At 42.9% G+C, this 16,077-nt stretch carries 15 protein-coding genes and 15 tRNA genes; 8 read left to right on the forward strand and 22 right to left on the reverse strand.

Translation table 11 applies throughout. The annotated features are described in order from the left end of the window. Positions 1-58: 58 nt before the first annotated feature. Positions 59-1,042 (forward strand): metal ABC transporter solute-binding protein, Zn/Mn family, encoded by a 984-nt coding sequence (locus MHH61_RS03785; protein ID WP_125587606.1) that lies wholly within the window; start codon positions 59-61, stop codon positions 1,040-1,042. A 77-nt stretch (positions 1,043-1,119) separates the two neighbouring features. Here the strand turns inward: MHH61_RS03785 and MHH61_RS03790 are convergent, their stop codons facing one another. Then, positions 1,120-1,362, reverse strand: a complete 243-nt coding sequence (locus MHH61_RS03790) for a type B 50S ribosomal protein L31 (protein ID WP_024424931.1) — start codon at positions 1,360-1,362, stop codon at positions 1,120-1,122. Positions 1,363-1,538: 176 nt separating this feature from the next. Here MHH61_RS03790 and MHH61_RS03795 point away from each other — a divergent pair, with 176 nt between their 5' ends. The 4 genes from MHH61_RS03795 (at position 1,539) to MHH61_RS03810 (ending at position 4,382) form a co-directional block, all read left to right on the forward strand. Then, entirely contained in the window at positions 1,539-2,870 is a 1,332-nt protein-coding gene (locus tag MHH61_RS03795; RefSeq protein WP_024425783.1) for a cytochrome ubiquinol oxidase subunit I, read from the forward strand. A gap of 22 nt (positions 2,871-2,892) precedes the next feature. Further along, a complete protein-coding gene (locus MHH61_RS03800) occupies positions 2,893-3,939 on the forward strand; it encodes a cytochrome d ubiquinol oxidase subunit II (protein ID WP_169510868.1) in 1,047 nt (348 codons plus the stop codon). A gap of 67 nt (positions 3,940-4,006) precedes the next feature. Next, positions 4,007-4,165, forward strand: a complete 159-nt coding sequence (locus tag MHH61_RS03805) for a DUF1540 domain-containing protein (RefSeq protein ID WP_368004464.1) — start codon at positions 4,007-4,009, stop codon at positions 4,163-4,165. Positions 4,166-4,190: 25 nt separating this feature from the next. Further along, a complete protein-coding gene (locus MHH61_RS03810) occupies positions 4,191-4,382 on the forward strand; it encodes a hypothetical protein (RefSeq protein ID WP_103132319.1) in 192 nt (63 codons plus the stop codon). Positions 4,383-4,488: 106 nt separating this feature from the next. On the opposite strand, the gene menC is transcribed toward MHH61_RS03810, so the two are convergent. From menC to MHH61_RS03840, 6 genes are all read right to left on the reverse strand, one after another. Beyond that, positions 4,489-5,613 carry an o-succinylbenzoate synthase gene (gene menC / locus MHH61_RS03815; protein WP_368004465.1) on the reverse strand — a complete coding sequence of 375 codons (1,125 nt, stop codon included), beginning with the start codon at positions 5,611-5,613 and terminating at the stop codon, positions 4,489-4,491. Continuing rightward, entirely contained in the window at positions 5,600-7,060 is a 1,461-nt protein-coding gene (locus MHH61_RS03820) for an o-succinylbenzoate--CoA ligase (protein WP_251215251.1), read from the reverse strand. Before MHH61_RS03820 ends, menC begins: the two co-directional genes overlap by 14 nt. Positions 7,061-7,131: 71 nt before the next feature. Then, on the reverse strand, positions 7,132-7,950 hold the full coding sequence (gene menB / locus MHH61_RS03825; protein ID WP_024424937.1) for a 1,4-dihydroxy-2-naphthoyl-CoA synthase: 819 nt from the start codon (positions 7,948-7,950) through the stop codon (positions 7,132-7,134). Positions 7,951-7,964: 14 nt separating this feature from the next. Beyond that, entirely contained in the window at positions 7,965-8,792 is an 828-nt protein-coding gene (gene menH / locus MHH61_RS03830) for a 2-succinyl-6-hydroxy-2,4-cyclohexadiene-1-carboxylate synthase (RefSeq protein WP_125587608.1), read from the reverse strand. Beyond that, the gene (gene menD, locus MHH61_RS03835; protein WP_125587609.1) at positions 8,774-10,519 is read right to left on the reverse strand and encodes a 2-succinyl-5-enolpyruvyl-6-hydroxy-3-cyclohexene-1-carboxylic-acid synthase; all 1,746 of its coding nucleotides are present in this window, start codon (positions 10,517-10,519) and stop codon (positions 8,774-8,776) included. The genes menH and menD overlap by 19 nt, the downstream gene beginning before the upstream one ends. Continuing rightward, on the reverse strand, positions 10,512-11,930 hold the full coding sequence (locus MHH61_RS03840) for an isochorismate synthase MenF (protein ID WP_024425777.1): 1,419 nt from the start codon (positions 11,928-11,930) through the stop codon (positions 10,512-10,514). Before MHH61_RS03840 ends, menD begins: the two co-directional genes overlap by 8 nt. A 380-nt stretch (positions 11,931-12,310) precedes the next feature. Between MHH61_RS03840 and MHH61_RS03845 the strand changes: the two genes are divergently transcribed. The 3 genes from MHH61_RS03845 to MHH61_RS03855 all read left to right on the forward strand — a co-directional run bounded on the left by MHH61_RS03845 (position 12,311) and on the right by MHH61_RS03855 (position 14,665). Then, on the forward strand, positions 12,311-13,249 hold the full coding sequence (locus tag MHH61_RS03845) for a 1,4-dihydroxy-2-naphthoate polyprenyltransferase (RefSeq protein WP_025093657.1): 939 nt from the start codon (positions 12,311-12,313) through the stop codon (positions 13,247-13,249). 118 nt (positions 13,250-13,367) lie between these two features. Then, a complete protein-coding gene (locus tag MHH61_RS03850) occupies positions 13,368-14,102 on the forward strand; it encodes a TraR/DksA C4-type zinc finger protein (protein WP_024425775.1) in 735 nt (244 codons plus the stop codon). A gap of 86 nt (positions 14,103-14,188) precedes the next feature. Beyond that, entirely contained in the window at positions 14,189-14,665 is a 477-nt protein-coding gene (locus MHH61_RS03855) for a TspO/MBR family protein (protein ID WP_024424942.1), read from the forward strand. A 77-nt stretch (positions 14,666-14,742) separates the two neighbouring features. Here the strand turns inward: MHH61_RS03855 and MHH61_RS03860 are convergent. The 15 genes from MHH61_RS03860 to MHH61_RS03930 all read right to left on the reverse strand — a co-directional run bounded on the left by MHH61_RS03860 (position 14,743) and on the right by MHH61_RS03930 (position 16,069). Then, a tRNA-Glu gene (locus MHH61_RS03860) sits at positions 14,743-14,814 on the reverse strand. A gap of 7 nt (positions 14,815-14,821) precedes the next feature. Beyond that, positions 14,822-14,912, reverse strand: a tRNA-Ser gene (locus tag MHH61_RS03865). 3 nt (positions 14,913-14,915) lie between these two features. Then, positions 14,916-14,990, reverse strand: a tRNA-Asn gene (locus tag MHH61_RS03870). 6 nt (positions 14,991-14,996) lie between these two features. Continuing rightward, positions 14,997-15,073 (reverse strand) — tRNA-Ile (locus MHH61_RS03875). A gap of 17 nt (positions 15,074-15,090) precedes the next feature. Then, positions 15,091-15,164 (reverse strand) — tRNA-Gly (locus MHH61_RS03880). An 11-nt stretch (positions 15,165-15,175) separates the two neighbouring features. Continuing rightward, positions 15,176-15,251: transfer RNA gene (locus tag MHH61_RS03885), tRNA-His, on the reverse strand. Positions 15,252-15,276: 25 nt separating this feature from the next. Further along, a tRNA-Phe gene (locus MHH61_RS03890) sits at positions 15,277-15,349 on the reverse strand. 18 nt (positions 15,350-15,367) lie between these two features. Beyond that, a tRNA-Asp gene (locus MHH61_RS03895) sits at positions 15,368-15,444 on the reverse strand. 4 nt (positions 15,445-15,448) lie between these two features. Beyond that, positions 15,449-15,525 (reverse strand) — tRNA-Met (locus MHH61_RS03900). 22 nt (positions 15,526-15,547) lie between these two features. Beyond that, positions 15,548-15,640: transfer RNA gene (locus tag MHH61_RS03905), tRNA-Ser, on the reverse strand. Between the two features lie 7 nt (positions 15,641-15,647). Next, positions 15,648-15,724 (reverse strand) — tRNA-Ile (locus MHH61_RS03910). 4 nt (positions 15,725-15,728) lie between these two features. Next, positions 15,729-15,802, reverse strand: a tRNA-Met gene (locus tag MHH61_RS03915). Between the two features lie 25 nt (positions 15,803-15,827). After that, positions 15,828-15,900 (reverse strand) — tRNA-Ala (locus MHH61_RS03920). Positions 15,901-15,908: 8 nt separating this feature from the next. Then, positions 15,909-15,985, reverse strand: a tRNA-Pro gene (locus MHH61_RS03925). Positions 15,986-15,992: 7 nt separating this feature from the next. Beyond that, a tRNA-Arg gene (locus tag MHH61_RS03930) sits at positions 15,993-16,069 on the reverse strand. Positions 16,070-16,077: the final 8 nt, after the last annotated feature.

The raw sequence follows: 16,077 nt of genomic DNA on the forward strand, positions 1-16,077 counted from the left end.
TCAGGACATTAAATCGTAATCATTTCTATCTATTAGATTGAGAGGAGACATTTTCTACATGAAAAAAATCTTTTTTATTTTAACAGCTGCTTTATTCGCGATCGGTCTTGCCGCTTGCTCAAGCAGTGCGGGCACTAATGCTTCAAAAGGAAAGGCAGACGGGAAACTAATCATTTACACCACGATCTTCCCAATCCAAGATTTCACTGAAAAAATTGGCGGCTCTCACGTTCATGCTCAAAGCGTGTATCCTGCAAATGCAGATGCACACACCTTTGAACCAAGTTCAAAAACAATGGTTGAAATGGCTGAAGGTGATGCCTTTATCTACAGCGGCACAGGGGCTGAAGCATTCGCAGCCAAAACAGCTGCCACTTTAAAAGACCAAGGTGTGAAAACAGTCAAAGCAGCCGAAGGCATCAAATTATTATCGACAAATGAAGAACATGCACATGAAGAAGGCGAAGATCATGACCATGAAGGTGAAGACCATGATCATGACGGGCACGATCACGGAGATAAAGACCCTCATGCATGGTTAGACCCGGTTTATGCACAGCAAATGGCGAAAAACATTAAAGACACACTCGTCTCTTTAGATCCAGATCATAAAGACGAATACACAAAAAACTATGAACATCTAAAAAAAGATTTGCAATCGTTAGATCAAGAATTTAAAACAACGTTATCTAAAGCGAAACATAAAGAAATTCTTGTTTCTCACGCAGCTTATGGTTATTGGGAAAAGCGCTATGGCATTGAGCAAATCAGTGTTTTAGGGTTATCCGCTTCTGAGGAGCCATCACAAAAACAGCTCGAAAACATTGTACAAAAAGCAGAAAAGCATCACATTCAATACGTTATTTTTGAAAACAACGTCAGCAGCAAAGTATCAGATACAATCCGCAGTGAAATTGGGGCAAAAAGCTTGACCCTTAAAAATCTAGAATCCATTACTGAGGATGATGTCAAAAATGGCGAAAGCTACGTCAGCTTAATGAAACAAAACTTAAAGACCTTAAAAACTGCATTAAATGATTAATGCTTTGAACCCCGGGTGATCAACCGGGGTTTTTTGCTGTAAAAAAAAGCACACCGTTATCAGGCGTGCTTTTTTGATTACATTTGATATTTTTTCTTAAACTGCTCAGCTCTTCCGCCTTTTTCTCCGAATTTTTGACGTCCTGTATAAAAAGGATGCGTATCAGAGCTTGTTTCTACTTTAATGACAGGATACGTTTTCCCATCTTCCCACTCTACTGTCTCATTTGATGTCTTTGTTGATCTACTCAAGAAGCGGTAACCGCTGTTTACGTCCATAAATACAACTTCATGTGAGGTTGGATGAATATCTCTTTTCAATGTCAAAACTCCTTTCGTTAATAAAACGTAATTGTTACGTTTTATATTTATATTCTACTCCCTCTTTTACAACTTGTCAAAAAACAAGCTTTCTTAGTCAGGAAGAATAATCTAAAAATGGTGGAGAATAATAAGCATCATGAAAAAGAGAAGCGATAAGAAAGGCGGAGAAAAAATTGACTGATCTCGTTTTAGCTAGAAGCCTGTTCGGCACAACTATGGGCTTTCATATTATTTATGCCTCGCTTGGCGTTGGCATCCCGCTAATGATTTTGTTAGCTGAACTCATCTTTCAAAAAACGAAGGACCCGCATTATGCCATCATGGCCAAGCGATGGACAAAAGCACAAGCTGTTCTGTTAGGGGTCGCCATTCCAACAGGTACTATTGCTGGTACGCAGCTTGCCCTTTTATGGCCAGGTTTTATGGAGGTCATCGGAAAGGTCATGTCACTGCCATTCCAGATTGAAATCTATGCGTTCTTTATAGAAGCATTATTTATGTCTATTTATGTGTACGCAGCGGATCGCCTATCAAATGCAATGCGCATCATTACGGTTATTTTTATCGTCATTGGTGCAGCTGCATCAGCGATTCTAATTACAAACGTACATGCTTTTGAAGGGACACCTGCCGGCTTTCAGATGGTGAATGGAGAAATCACAAATATCGAGCCTTGGAAGGCCTTTTTCAATCCAAGCTTTGCTGTAACTGCTACACATGTTGTGCTGTCTGCTTTTACAACAGGTGCTTTTGTGATTGCTTCAGTTGCAGCTTTTAAAATGCTCAAAACGAGAAAAAATGAGAAGCTCTATACATTTCATCGAAAAGCCCTTTTTCTTGGACTCATTGTAGGAGGACTTTTCTCTTTTCTAACAGCCTTAAATGGCCACGAATCCGCTCAGCTTCTGTATGAATATCAGCCTGAAAAGCTGGCTGGAGCTGAAGGTTTATTTGAAACGCAATCACATGCGCCTCTTGCAATAGGTGGTTTTACGGATGCTGATTCGCAGGAAATTAAAGGTGCGATCGAAATTCCTTGGGCGCTCAGTTTTCTGGCAGGAAATAGCTTCGATACAGTGGTCAAAGGCTTAAATGATTTTCCTCGTGACGAGTGGCCGCCTTTATTTATACACACATTATTTAACGGCATGGTCATTATTGGATCGGTGCTCATTCTTTTTGCGGTATTAGCGCTGCTTTACCGTAAAATTTTAAAACGGGACAAATTTCCGAAGTGGCTTCTTTTTCTTTACTTATTCGGCGGGCCTCTTAGTCTTTTGGCTATTGAATTTGGCTGGATCTTTGCTTGTACAGGCCGCCAGCCATGGGTCATTTATCGAATGCTCAAAACCTCAGAGGTTGTCACATCATCAGGCTCGATCGGGACACTTTTTATCCTTTTTGCCATTGTCTATCTCATCTTAGGCATAGCAACCGTTATTGTGCTGACGTACTACTTTAGAAAACATTCGATTGAAGAAGACCTACGGTTAACAGAATCTTAAAAAGGGAGCGATCTTGATGCAAATGGATGTTACAACTGATGCGCTCATTGCAATCACCATCTTATGGGGATTCGTTTTTATCTATGCAGTGATGGCATCAATGGATTTCGGCGCAGGATTTTGGTCGATGATTTATATGAATAGAGAACAAACAAAGGCCGCTAATATCGCAAATAAGTACCTTTCTCCGACATGGGAAGTGACAAATGTCTTTATTGTCGCCATCGTTGTCGCATTGTTCAGCCTGTTTCCAGGTGCGACCTTTGTACTTGGTACCGTTTTATTAATACCCGGCAGCATCATATTATTGCTTCTTGCACTGCGAAGCGGGTTTCTCGTGTTTTCTCATTCACTGCCTAAGAAATATCGAAAAGCGGTGACGTATATTTCAGGGATCAGCGGCTTTATCATTCCGTCCATCCTGATCATGGTTCTCCCAATCACCCATGGTGGATTTATCTTTCAGGAGAACAACGTCTACTCATTAGATCTAGGACTGGTCTTTACAAGTGCAAATGTTTATTCTTTTGTCGGCTTTGCCATCTTCAGCACCCTTTTTCTTTCGTCCTTGCTTTTAGCTGATTTCTCTAATGTTGCTAATGAAGATGAAGCTTACAGCATTTATAGAAGAGGGGCGCTCATTACAGGTCCACTTTCACTCATGATGGCCTTTTTTATCATGCTGACATTACGAAGCGAGGCCAATTGGCTGTTCACAAAAATGATGCAGAACATTCCTATTCTTCTTGTATCTCTCTTAATGTTTCTGCTCGCAGGACTGGCTCTATTTTTACCAAACAGCCGGTTTAAGCATCGGAAAGGGAGACCACGCCTTGCCGTCATTGCGATTACCATTCAATATTTCTTAGCAAGCTATGTGTATGGGCGTGCCCATTTGCCTTACATGGCTTATCCAGATATTACAATCATGTCTGGATTTACAGACCCTGTCACATTTAGGGCATTATTTATCACCTATATTGTAGGGTTTATCATCTTGTTTCCCGGATTTTATTTCTTCTGGAAATTATTTATGAAGGATAAGCGCTATATTCGTCAGGAAGATTAACATGAATGGACGAGCCCCATTTCGGTTACATTATAGATGAAAGACATACCAAAAGGAGGTCATCTGTATGGGTCAAAAAATCCTTTGTGAAGTCAATAACTGTTCCTATTGGAATGCTGGAAACCGCTGTGGTGCAGATGCAATCTATGTCGTCAGCCACACAGAAAATACGGCTGAGAAAAGTGAAGAAACGGATTGTAAAACGTTTAAACCACAAGACCTTTAAGTCTCATTAAAGGAGGCGCTTCAATTTGAAAAACGATCGGCTGCTTCAAACGTTTTTTGACGAAATTCATGACGCGGATGAAGCCGCATTCCACCAAGCCGCTCACTCCTTTTTAAATCTTTGGGATTATGAATATGGACATGCATCAAACATGCCAAGTGAAATTCATCAGTATATCGGACAGCTTGCTTATGACAGCGAGCTGGTTGAAGAGTAAGAAAGAGCGGATCACCGCTCTTTCTTTTTTGTTCAGACAGGAAGGAAAAACTTTCTCTCACTATATCTAGATTCTATTTGGGATGCAAAAGGTGATTCCTTCGTTTTTATCTCACAAAATCATGTTTTGTAAACACGTCGATTTTATCTGAAAACGAACGGAGCGCTTGGTAATCAACCTCCACGCCCATTCCTGGGGAGCGAGGCACCTCAATAAACCCATTTTCAACCTTAATTTCAGGAAAAATGATATCCTGCTCCCAAAATTTTGACGAAGCTGAAATATCACCGGGAATCGTAAATTGAGGAAGCGAAGCAAGTGCTACGTTCTGCGCTCGGGAAATACCTGTTTCAATCATCCCTCCGCACCATAACGGAATTTGATGCTCCTTACTGAACGTATGAATTTTAAGAGCCTCTGTCAATCCGCCAACTCGTGAAGGCTTCACATTAATAATTTGACAGCTGCCCAGCTCTACAGCTTTTCTAGCATCATCTAAAGAACAAATACTTTCATCTAAACAAATCGGCGTTTTTAAATGCTTTTGCAAATGGCGGTGGTCCACAATATCATCTGCTGCTAAAGGCTGTTCAATCATTAATAAACGAATATCGTCCAGCTGCTTAAGCTTGCTGATATCTTTTAATTCATATGCAGAGTTTGCATCTGCCATTAATGGCAGATCAGGAAAAGACTCTCTGATCTTTTGAAGAAGTCCAATATCTTGTCCTGGTTTAATTTTCACCTTCACCCGCTGATATCCTTGGTCAACAAATTGCTGAATTTGCTCAAGCATATCGTCAATAGGGCCTAACCCCGCCACAACGCCAGATGGTATTTTATCTTTTGTACCGCCTAATACATCGCGTAAAGACTTATTCTCACGCTTCGCATAAATATCCCAAACAGCCGCTTCAATGCCTGCTTTCGCCATCCTATTGCCTTTAAAATGATACAGACTGTCAGGGATTTCTGAAGGATGTGTAAAGGTGCGCGTCAACACGTTCGGGATAAAGAAAGCCCTCAGCATATGATAGCAAGTCTCAATTGTTTCTTCTGTATACCACGGAGAAGAAAAAGCAGAGACTTCTCCCCATCCAGTCAATCCTGTCTGATCTTTGACTTCAACAATAATAAACTCACGCTCTGAAGTGGTTCCAAGACTTGTTGTAAATGGCTGTTTAAGCTTCATCGTGACATGATATAAAATTACTCGTTCAATTTGAATCATTTAAAAACCCCTTTGATCTGAGTCTGTGCCTTTGCAATTTATTCGACGCATTTCTTGGCAGCTCGTCCACAAAGTGAAAAGCGGCGGGCCATTTATATTTGGCTAAATGCGACTCACATAAAGCATAGAGCTCATTCTCCGGTATCTTATCATCTGTTACAAGGAAAGCAGCAGGTACCTCTCCCCATCTATCATCATACATACCCGTTACTCCGGCTTCCATGACATGCGGATGTGTTAGCAGAACCGCTTCAATTTCCGCAGGATAAATATTTTCTCCGCCAGAAATAATTAAATCTGAACGGCGGTCAAGCACAAATAAGAACCCTTCCTCATCCACATAGCCAATATCACCCGTTTTCAGCCAGCCCTCATCAAAGGCAGCCGCGGTCGCTTCTTCACGGTAAAGGTATCCTTTCATCACATTTGCACCTTTCACCATAATTTCGCCATGCTCAAAAGGACGGCAAATGCGATCACCATCTTGAATTTTCAGCTCACACCCAAAAAGAGGTTTTCCCGCTGACCCAAGCTTCTCTACACTAAATTCGGGCGCAAGGGTCACAATTTGTGAACAGGTTTCCGTCATCCCGTACGATTGAAAGACAGGAAAGCCCTTCTCTTTGCTTTCTTGAAGCATCGCATAAGGCGCAGGTCCTCCGCCTAATAAAAGACAGCGCAAAGAAGACGGACATTCTGCCAATCTGCTTAACAAACGAGATAACATCGTCTGCACAACAGAAATCATCGTTACACGATGCCGTTCAATAGAATCCTTTACTTCATCGACGTCAAACTTCTGATGAAGCACGACTGTCATTCCATATATCACAGACTTAAATAAAGCAGATAAGCCGCTAATATGAAAAAGAGGCAGGGCAATGAGCCAGCGGTCATCCTCTCTGAGACCCAGATTCAGTGCAGAGGAAACAGCACTATGAAAATGATTGCCAAACGTTTGCTCTACCCCTTTTGGACGTCCTGTTGTCCCAGATGTATACATGATGGTCGCTGTTTCATTCAAATCAAATTCACTCTCGATCTTGTTGACATGGCCTTGCCCTGGTTCAGGTAAAGTTTCCATTGTATAAACGGGTAAATCACCCTCATGATCGCTTGCATAACTAGATTCTGTTAATAACGCCGCGGCTTTTGCATCTTCTAGCTGATAGCGCCTTTCAGCTTTTGTCAGCTTATTATTCAATAGCACAATTTTTAACCCTAATAAAAAACAGGCATGTACAAGCATCACCATTTGAGGATGATTGTTCATCAAAAGCGCAACCGTTTCCCCTTTTTTCAATGATGCCTGAGCAAGTCTATTTGAAAGCTCTTCCGCTTCTTGAGCTAATTCGTGAAATGTCCACTCTTTCTCTTGATAAATGAGTGCGACTCGATCTGGCGTTAAATAGGCACGGTGCAGCAGCCAATTAGGTTGCTTCATCATGACACCTCCTTTTTGTAAAAGAAAACAGCTTAGTCTGATGCACTAAGCTGTTGTTCATTGATATCATTGAATCAAGGGAAACGCGGGAACTGGCCGAAGTCCGGCTTGCGTTTTTCCTTAAAGGAATCGCGTCCTTCTTTTGCTTCATCTGTTGTGTAATAAAGAAGTGTCGCATCTCCTGCAAATTGCTGAATTCCAGCTAATCCATCCGTATCTGCGTTAAATGCAGCCTTCAAGAATCGTAAAGCAGTCGGGCTCTTTTCTAGCATCTCCTCACACCACTTCACCGTTTCCTCTTCAAGCTGATCTAATGGGACAACTGTGTTAACAAGTCCCATATCAAGCGCTTCTTGTGCATTGTATTGACGGCATAAGTACCAGATTTCTCTTGCTTTCTTATGACCAACAATACGTGCAAGGTAGCCTGAACCATAACCAGCATCAAAGCTGCCTACTTTTGGACCTGTTTGTCCAAAAATCGCATTATCTGCTGCAATCGTCAGGTCACACACAACGTGAAGAACGTGGCCTCCGCCAATCGCGTAACCTGCTACCATTGCGATAACTGGTTTTGGAATGACACGAATCAAACGCTGCAAGTCTAATACATTTAGACGTGGAATTTGATCGTCTCCTACATAACCGCCATGGCCGCGAACTTTTTGGTCTCCACCAGAACAGAATGCTTTTCCGCCAGCACCTGCAAGTACGATCACACCAACTTCTGAATTATCACGAGCCCGTGAAAATGCATCAATTAATTCACTAACAGTCTTCGGGGTAAACGCGTTATGTACGTGCGGACGATTAATCGTAATCTTTGCGATCCCATTGTACGTTTCATATAAAATTTCGTCATACTGACGCTCAGTTTGCCATTCAATAGCCATCAATATTTCCTCCTCTAATCTTGCGCTAAAATAAACTCACTTACTATTTTACCAAAAAAATGTGGTTGTTCCACATGAACTGTATGCCCAGCATGCTCAGCCACAATAAATTGACTTCCTTTCAGCTCCTGCTGCATACGTTTGCCGATATGGCAGAACTTTTCATCAAGCGTTCCGCAAATGAACAAAGCTGGCAAATGAATATGCTTTAACGCCTTCCAAACAGACGGCTGTGAACCTGTTCCAATTCCTTCTAAGCTGCGAGCCAGTCCAAGAGGATTGGCTTTTAGTCTTCCCTCTCTGAGCTCAGTCTGCCTTTCCGCTGATAAAGTTTTCTGCGACGCAAACAAAGGAATGCTTTCCCAAAAATCCACAAACTTCACTAAGCCTTCATGTCTAATCTTTTGAGCAAGCTGATGATCATGCTTTAGTCTTGCCATCCGCTCTTTAAAAGTGCGAAGCCCAGGAGATGTACTCTCAAGAATCAATTTATTGACACGATCTGGATAACGAACGGCAAATGATAAAGCAATACGTCCTCCCATAGAATATCCGAGAATATTCACTTTGTGAAGCTTTAATTGGTTTAAAATCTCTACAAGATCTGCCAGCTGCTGAGACATGGCATATCTTCTCACACTTTCTGGCGAGTCCGTACGTCCATGTCCAAGCAAGCTGACCTGAATCAGTCTTGTATTCTCCAAATAAGCATTCAAGAACGTCCAAGACGCTGCACTTCCAGTGAAGCCGTGTAAGCATAATGTGGCATTTGCTGCCGAAGGGTTCTGGTCCACCACTTCGTACGCTACCCCATCACGCATTCTTATGATGAGCGAAGGCATTCTTTTTTCACTTCTTCCAATATGTCATCCATCATTTGACGGTGCTTGTCTACACGGGAATGACGATCTGTTTCAATTTCAATTAAATGAAGCCCAGGTTCATCGATATGCGCCATGTACACATCATGTAACTCTTGTTTCGTTGCCGGTTTCGAATAGGTTCCCCCATATAACTTCGATGCATACTCAAAATTCAGTCCTGTCGGCGTACCAAAGAGCTTTTCATAATAAGGTTTATCAGACGCCTGCGGAAGGAAAGAAAAGATACCTCCCCCATCATTGTTTATCAAAACAACTGTCAGCGGAATGTCCATCAGCTTAGCTGCAAGCAGACCGTTCATATCATGGTAAAATGATAAATCTCCAATGACTAAAGTGACTGGCTGCTTCAAGGCTGCATACGTGCCAAGTGCTGTGGACACAACGCCGTCAATGCCATTTGCTCCGCGATTCGCCATCATTCGAAAAGGCTTGGACTGAGTTTCAAAAAATGTATCTACATCACGAATCGGCATACTATTTCCGATAAAAAGGACACTCTCCTTTGGCAAGAGGTGCTGAAGCTGACGGTACACATTCCCTTCAAAGGACAAATCCTCATCTGAATAGCGGGCTGCATGCGTTCTGAATGAAGAATTAGCATTCTGCCAGCAGTTTAAGAAACTTGTCTCTTTACGTTGTACTGCTTGATTTAATGCTGCTTCTACAAAAGCAGAGACAGTACTTTCAATGACGTATGAAGCACTTAACCCAGGATCACGAAAACCTCCGGCTGCATCTACAACAATCTGCTTCACTTCCGCATGTTTTTCCAGCCACTTGAATAAGGGCTTAGACACAGGCATCGGGCCAAAACGAATGATCATATCCGGTAATAGATGCTGCTGCAATGCTTCATCTTTCAATAAAGAATCATAAGCGTCGATAATTAGCTCTTTATTCTCATGCCCGTTGCGCAAAAGAGAAAGCGGGTCAGCTAAAATAGGTAAATGCAGAGCTTTCGAAAGGCGTAAAACTGCCTCTTTTTCTTCCTGTGTATGAAGTTCACCAGCCACAATCAGTCCCTTTTTTGATTGATTCATGACGGTTACGATTTCAGACATCACTCGATCATTTGGGAAAGCATGACCTGATGCTAATACCTTTTTCGTGTCTGATTCTTCTCGCGCGAAAGGGTCAATAGACAGATCAGGAAGCAATGGTTCTCTCAGAGGTACATTGATCTGAACAGGCCCTTTTGGCTCCTGCATAGACATGTGATTTGCTCTCGCAGCTGCTGTCTGAACATAACGCAGCATCGTTTGACTTTCCTCTGGCAATGCTAAGTCTGTGAACCATTTAACAAACTTACCGAATAAGAATTGCTGATCAATCGCTTGAGGTGCCCCCACTTCCCTCAATTCGTGCGGCCGATCAGCAGTTAAAACAATAAGAGGTACACGAGAATAATGCGCCTCTACAATGGCTGGATAAAAGTTAGCAGCTGCTGTACCTGATGTACAAATAAGTAGCACTGGTGATTGACTTGCTTTTGCAAGACCAAGCGCATAAAAAGCAGCAGACCGTTCGTCCACTAAAACATGGACATGGATGTCTTGATGAGCAAGGGCCAGCATCGCAAGCGGAGTTGAACGAGAACCAGGACAGACAACTGCCTCTTTCACACCACCTTGGACGAATTCATCCATCAATCTGCCTATATATGTTGTCATGATGTGATTATTCAATAGGATGACCTCCAAGAGCAGACAGCATTGGTCTTAACTTCACTTGTGTTTCCTCATACTCCTGCTTTGCAAGGGAATCCTCTACAATTCCGCAGCCAGCGAACAAACGAACACGATCTTCCTCAATAAGACCTGACCGAATGGCTACAGCAAACTCTCCATTATCCTGAGAATCAATCCAGCCTACCGGCGCTGCATACCAGCCGCGCTTAAGCGGTTCGATTTCACGAATCACTTCAACCGCCTTTTCCTTAGGATATCCGCCTAATGCCGGCGTCGGATGAAGCTGCTCAATTAATGAAAAGAGGGAACAGCTGCTTTTGATTTCTCCCACAATCGGTGTAAACAAATGCTGAATGTTTTTCGTTTTATAAAGACTTGGTTGATTTGGTTTATGCACATGAAGGCAATTCGCTTTAAATGCCTGCTCAATCATATTGACGACAATTTGATGTTCAATCAAATTCTTCTCATCATGCAGCAGTTCCTCGCCTAATGCGTGATCCTCCGCTTCATCTTTTCCGCGAACAATGGAACCTGCTAAACAGGATGAAAAGACCTCTCCACCGCTTTTTTTCACTAAGCGTTCCGGCGTGGCTCCGACAAATGCTTGTCTTCCCTGTTCAACCGCAAATACATAACTCGTTGTTTGGTGCTTTAATAATTCTGCTAATAGTGGAGCAAGTTCAATTTGATTTTTATAGTGAAGCAAGACTTCTCTTGCTAAAACAACCTTTTCATATTCGTTTGCACGAATGTGGTCTGTCGCTGCTTGGATCGCCTTCATCCACTCGTTCACATCCAGCTCTTCCATATGAACAAGTTCAGCTTGTCCACCAGTCCGTACTGGCAATGCCTCGAAACGGGAGGCTTTTTGTTCTAATTCTTGAATAAGCTGATGAACATTCCCGTCCACCTGCTTCCACTCATTGATCGTAAGAAAACTGCCTTCTTTTGAGACAGTCAGCATGATCGACGGCACAAAAAAATGAGCCTCGCCAAATGCTTCCCAATGACGCGCCTTCTCTTCGTGCGGATCAAACGAGAATCCTCCAAATAAAAGCGGACCAACAGCCGCTTGCTTTAACTCCTTCTCATCATGAAAATGGAACATGTGCTGCTTTAGCTGTTCCCATTCTTGATGGACTATATCGAATCGTTCCTTGCCTTGCTCAGATGATTTAATGACGGCCGCTCTGCCAAGTCCAGAAAATATCATTTGGCTTTCTGGATCAGACCAAAAAAACCGCTCGCCTAAAAAATCCGCTTCTCCGCTTTGGAAAAAGGCAAGAGGATCCAGATCGTCAACTCTTCTGGAGTAGCTTATCAAAACAGCATGGTTGACGTTATTCGCTTCTTCTAATGTCGCGAGCGCTTCCTGCCGGAAAGTACTTTGCACTGTTGTCACCATGATACATTCCTCCAAAATCCATGAAATAACATAAAAAATAAAACCATAACAAAAAAATACATGAACATTCGAATATGTCGAATGACCTGCTTTTCTATTATAAACCTTAACAGATGAACTTAGTAAAGAAAACAGCTTTTAAAACCTCGAATCCTTATTATATCACGCTTTCAAGATTTTTTCGCTCCTGCTTATTGAAACGAGAGCATCAAAGATAAAATGGCAGGACCTGTTCTAAAATCAAGCTTTTCTTCGATATGGCAACGATTAGCAAACATCTTTTTCCCGATTCATCGCATCAATATATTGACACCTTTTTGAACTTTGCTAAACTGGAATTTGGACGTGTACGTATTTTTTTATTTAAAGGAGTATATTTTATGCAGCATCAATCGATATCAGATCAGCTTTCACCAATAAAGCCTGATAAAAACTGGCGAATTTGGTGGAATTTACTACGACCGCATACACTAACAGCGGCATTTATTCCCGTTACTTTAGGAACTGTTTTAGCACTTCCAAGTGGTCAAATACATGTTGGGCTATTTTTAGCCATGCTGTTTGCATCTATGTTTATCCAAATCGCAACAAACATGTTTAATGAGTACTTTGATTATGTTCGCGGGCTTGACAACGAGAAATCTGTCGGCATCGGCGGAGCCATTGTAAGAAACGGTGTGAAGCCAAAGACAGTCCTCAGCCTCGCTTATGCACTATTTGCGCTTTCTTTATTACTTGGGGTATATATTTGCATGATGTCTAGCTGGTGGATTGCACTAATAGGACTTATTTGTATGGCAGCAGGCTATTTCTATACTGGCGGCCCTGTACCAATTGCATATACACCGTTTGGAGAACTTGTTTCAGGTGCTTTTATGGGATTAGGAATCATCCTGATTAGTTTCTATATCCAAACAGGCACACTGACGTCTAAAGCGGTTCTCATCTCACTACCAATTTCTATTTTAGTTGGTGCCATCTTACTATCGAACAATATCCGTGATTTAGACGGGGATAAGGAAAATGGACGAAGAACACTTGCCATTCTTGCTGGACGCAAAGCTGCAGTGAACATTTTACTTTCCATGTTTTTGGTATCATATGTCCTCATTTTTGTTTATATCTTCACAGATATCGTCGGTCTTTGGAGTCTTCTTGTTTTACTGAGTGTGCCAAAAGCCTATACAGCCATTAAAGAGTTTAAGCAAAAAGAAAAACCGATTGAATTAATGAATGCCATGAAATCTACAGCTCAAACCAATACATTTTTTGGTTTTCTGCTGACGATCGCTTTAATCATACAATACTATATCGCGTAACAAAGAACGCCTGCAGCCGCAGGCGTTTTTTTAATAAGGAATTGCTTCAAATTGGAACTAGTCTTACATACAAAATTGCTCATACTAACAATATGTTTGATATGAAAGGATGATCGCTTTGTTGTCTAAAGACGAATTACATCATTTGAAGCAGCGCCTTCTTGATGAAAAGAAAGAACTTGAAGCCAAAAGCCATGACGATGAACAGAAAGTATCCTTTCCTTACGATTCGATCGGTGAATTGTCTGCCTATGATAACCACCCGGGTGATCAAGGGACAGAGCTGTTCGAGCGGGGGAAAGATATTGCTTTAAACAGCTTGGAACATGAACATATGTTAGACATCAATGAAGCACTCCAAGCCATTGCAGATGGCTCTTATGGTCTGTGCAAGGTCTGTAAAGCCCCTATTCCAAAGGAACGCTTAGAAGCCTTGCCTACTGCCGTCACATGCACAGAGCATTCAAAAGAACAGACCGTTTCACAAAACCGTCCGATTGAAGAGGATTTATTAAGTCCGCCCGCGGGACAATTTGAAAATGAAGAAAGTGCTGCGTACGATGGAGAGGATGCCTACCAAGACGTAGAACGCTACGGAAACTCTGAGACCCCGTCTGATATGGAATTCCCTCCTCTAACATACGATGATGTATATACACAATCAGAAGATGAAGATTATGTGGAGGACTACGAAGGATTCGCAGCTGCTGATATTGAAGGAAAAGCAAGCAAGGTGTATCCGACCAAAGCACACGAGGCCTATGAAGAAGCACTAGACGAAGAAGGTGTCATGACGGTATTTGGTGACTTGAAACCGTACGAGGAAGAACCTTATACAGAAGAAAATCATTAGTCCCCTCATATTGGGGGCTTTATGTTTATATCATGTAATTATTGGGAAATCATTTTAAGAGTGAATTTGATTGGAGGAGATTCTTGATGGCTAGAAAAAGTATCATTTGGGCGATTGTTGTCTTCTTTATTACATACGCACTATTCTCTATTGCCGGATTCTTGTTCCCCATCGACAGAGAATGGTATGACGCATTGAATAAACCAGAATGGACGCCTGGTGGCGGTGTGATTGGTGCTGTGTGGGCTGTCTTATTTGCACTCATCTCATTGTCCGCAGCGATCATTTATGGAAAATATGGATTCCAAAAAATCACTTTACCATTTTGGATTCTTTTCCTTTTAAATTATGTTTTCAATCAAGCCTTTAGCTTTTTTCAATTTACACAAAAGGATTTGTTTGTAGCTACAATCGACTGCCTTCTCGTCGCACTGACAGCACTTGCACTTGTCATCGTCTCACGTAAACTAAGCAAAGTCGTTCCAATTTTACTGATTCCTTATGTCTTATGGGGCTTCTTTGCCACATACTTGTCTTATACGATCTATTCCATGAATATGTAAAAAAAAGACCGCCATGATGCGGTCTTTCGTTTTGGAGAAAATAAAAAAGAGATCTTTGACAAGATCTCTTTTAAAAATGACCCGTACGGGATTCGAACCCGTGTTACCGCCGTGAAAGGGCGGTGTCTTAACCGCTTGACCAACGGGCCAGATCAATGGCGGAGAAGGAGGGATTTGAACCCTCGCGCCGCTTACGCGACCTACACCCTTAGCAGGGGCGCCTCTTCAGCCACTTGAGTACTTCTCCATTTGGCTCCGCAGGTAGGATTCGAACCTACGACCGATCGGTTAACAGCCGATAGCTCTACCACTGAGCTACTGCGGAAGATCATGGTGGGCCTGAGTGGACTCGAACCACCGACCTCACGCTTATCAGGCGTGCGCTCTAACCAGCTGAGCTACAGGCCCATGAACAGATATACAAATGGAGCGGGTGATGGGAATCGAACCCACGACATCAGCTTGGAAGGCTGAGGTTTTACCACTAAACTACACCCGCAAAAATATGTATGGGGCGATTGATGGGAATCGAACCCACGAGTGCCAGAGCCACAATCTGGTGCGTTAACCACTTCGCCACAACCGCCATACTATGAATATTTTTATAAAAGTGGCTCGGGACGGAATCGAACCGCCGACACACGGATTTTCAGTCCGTTGCTCTACCAACTGAGCTACCGAGCCAAGTATTCTTTTGAAAAATGGCGGTCCGGACGGGACTCGAACCCGCGACCTCCTGCGTGACAGGCAGGCATTCTAACCAACTGAACTACCGGACCATTTTGGTTGCGGGGGCAGGATTTGAACCTGCGACCTTCGGGTTATGAGCCCGACGAGCTACCGAACTGCTCCACCCCGCGATGATATGGGTTTTAAAAAATATGGCGGAGGAAGAGGGATTCGAACCCCCGCGGGCTTTGACACCCCTGTCGGTTTTCAAGACCGATCCCTTCAGCCGGACTTGGGTATTCCTCCGTATAGATGGTGGACCTTGTAGGACTCGAACCTACGACCGGACGGTTATGAGCCGTCTGCTCTAACCAACTGAGCTAAAGGTCCTTTATAGCGGCGGAGGGGATCGAACCCCCGACCTCACGGGTATGAACCGTACGCTCTAGCCAGCTGAGCTACACCGCCATGATCAAAATAATCTTTTAAAAAGTGGAGCCTAGCGGGATCGAACCGCTGACCTCCTGCGTGCAAGGCAGGCGCTCTCCCAGCTGAGCTAAGGCCCCATAAAAGATGGTCGGGAAGACAGGATTCGAACCTGCGACCCCTTGGTCCCAAACCAAGTGCTCTACCAAGCTGAGCTACTTCCCGATCTTAATGGCGCGCCCGAGAGGAGTCGAACCCCTAACCTTTTGATCCGTAGTCAAACGCTCTATCCAATTGAGCTACGGGCGCTTATTTAT

Source organism: Bacillus sp. FSL K6-3154 (assembly GCF_040869395.1).
GTDB lineage: Bacteria > Bacillota > Bacilli > Bacillales > Bacillaceae > Bacillus > Bacillus safensis.